The sequence below is a fragment of the Leptotrichia sp. genome, assembly GCF_057270615.1.
This window is the reverse complement of the sequence record NZ_DBHIXN010000126.1, coordinates 1-1789: the sequence shown is the minus strand read 5'-3', so window position 1 is coordinate 1789 and position 1789 is coordinate 1. Positions and strand designations below refer to the sequence as shown.

The window sequence follows — 1789 nt, the reverse complement described above, 5'->3', positions numbered from 1 at the left end:
CTAGTTGATCCTTGTCCTTTTTTTGAGGCAAATAACTGTAAGTTTAATTTTAATAACATTTTCCAACCTCCTCGATCTCTTTCTTTTTTATTTCTTGAATTTTATCAAATCTTAGATTTGTGAATTTACTTTTTTTTAATTTCTTTAAGCTTCACAAAATTGTTATAACTTTTTGCAACATCTTTTATATACGAATACATTGACTCAACCAAAATATCCGCTTTTTTTAATTCATCATCAGTCAATCCAGAATTTTTTAAATCACAGGAAATATACCCATTTTTTTCAGTAAACTTCAATTTTCCTTTCAGTTTTAAAATTTCAATAAGTCCATTAACTGTCATTTGTCCTACTGATGAAACTGCCGCACAAATTATATCTTCTCCATATTCTGAAAAATTCGCATGTCCTCGTATTTCAAAATATGTTATTTTACTATCTTGTCTTTGAATTTCTATCTTTATCATTCAAACCACAACATCTTTCGCCAACTACAAAATCATACTAAAAAATATGATTAAGCATTAATTGATTTGATTTCAATTGCTGTAAAAGATTGTCTGTGTCCTTTTTTTCTGTAGTAAGTTTTTTTGTTATATTTAAAGTTAATTTTTTTATCAGCTTTTCCGTGTGATTTAACTGTAGCTACAACTTTAGCCCCTTCTACAACTGGAGTCCCAACTTTTACATTATCTCCTTCTCCAACTAATAGAACTTCGTTAATTTCGATGTCTGAATCAACATCAGCTGCTAATTTTTCAACTTTTAATACAGTTCCAACTTCTACTTTGTACTGTTTTCCACCTGTTTTAATTACTGCAAACATTTATGTTCACCTCCAAATAATTTATCGCTATTATTGGTATTAGCCACCAATTTTACGCGTACATCTTAATTAGTTTACTATATTTTTATTAATTTGTCAAATTATTTTTTTCTATAAACATTAAATCCAGTCGCCTGATTTGTAGCCATAATTGTAATATCTGAAATTTGTACGTGTTTTGGCTGATTTGCAATATAAACTATTGTATTGGCAATATCTTCTGGCTTTAATGCTTCAATGCCTTCGTAAACTTTTTTAGCCTGTTCCGTATTTCCGTGAAATCTTATATTACTAAAGTTAGTTTCCACAATTCCTGGTTGAACAGTTGTAACTTTTATATTTTTGTCAATTGTATCTATTCTAATTCCATCACTCAAGACTTTCACAGCTGATTTAGTCGCACAATACACGGCAGCCCCTGCATAAGCATAAATTCCAGCAGTTGATCCAATATTTATAATATGTCCCTCATTATTTTCAACCATGCTAGGCAAAATCTGTCTTGTGACATACAAAAGACCTTTTATATTTGTATTTATCATTTGTTCAATATCCATAATATCATAATTTTGAAATTTATCCAGTCCCAAAGCAAGTCCTGCATTATTTACAAGAATATCCACCTTTTTCACATCATCCAATATTTTTCGGCTAAATTTTACCACATCATTATATTTTGTAACATCAAGTACAAAAATATATGCATTAGTACCATATTTTCTATCAATATCCGCCTTTATCTCCTTCAATTTATCTGCATTTCTGGCACACAAAATCACATTATCCCCATTTTTAGCAAATGCATAAGCAGTTTTCTTCCCAATTCCACTTGTAGCACCAGTAATAAAAATATTCCTATTCCTGAACCTCCCACGACTAAAGTCGCAGGGTTCTAAAATCTTTAAAAATATTTAAAAATTTTCTAAGAAGTTTGATAGCTTTACACTACCCTTATTCTTTTAG

Annotated in this window: 3 protein-coding genes; all 3 read right to left on the bottom strand. The window is 29.7% G+C overall.

What is annotated here, in order from left to right; translation table 11 throughout:
- Positions 1–125: 125 nt before the first annotated feature.
- The 3 genes from ACO409_RS10845 to ACO409_RS10835 all read right to left on the bottom strand — a co-directional run bounded on the left by ACO409_RS10845 (position 126) and on the right by ACO409_RS10835 (position 1725).
- Positions 126–467, bottom strand: coding sequence for a ribosomal-processing cysteine protease Prp (locus ACO409_RS10845; protein WP_485557158.1), 342 nt, complete (start codon positions 465–467; stop codon positions 126–128).
- Positions 468–517: 50 nt separating this feature from the next.
- Positions 518–826, bottom strand: a complete 309-nt coding sequence (gene rplU, locus ACO409_RS10840; protein ID WP_147003519.1) for a 50S ribosomal protein L21 — start codon at positions 824–826, stop codon at positions 518–520.
- A gap of 101 nt (positions 827–927) precedes the next feature.
- Entirely contained in the window at positions 928–1725 is a 798-nt protein-coding gene (locus tag ACO409_RS10835; RefSeq protein ID WP_485557160.1) for an SDR family NAD(P)-dependent oxidoreductase, read from the bottom strand.
- Positions 1726–1789 lie beyond the last annotated feature (64 nt).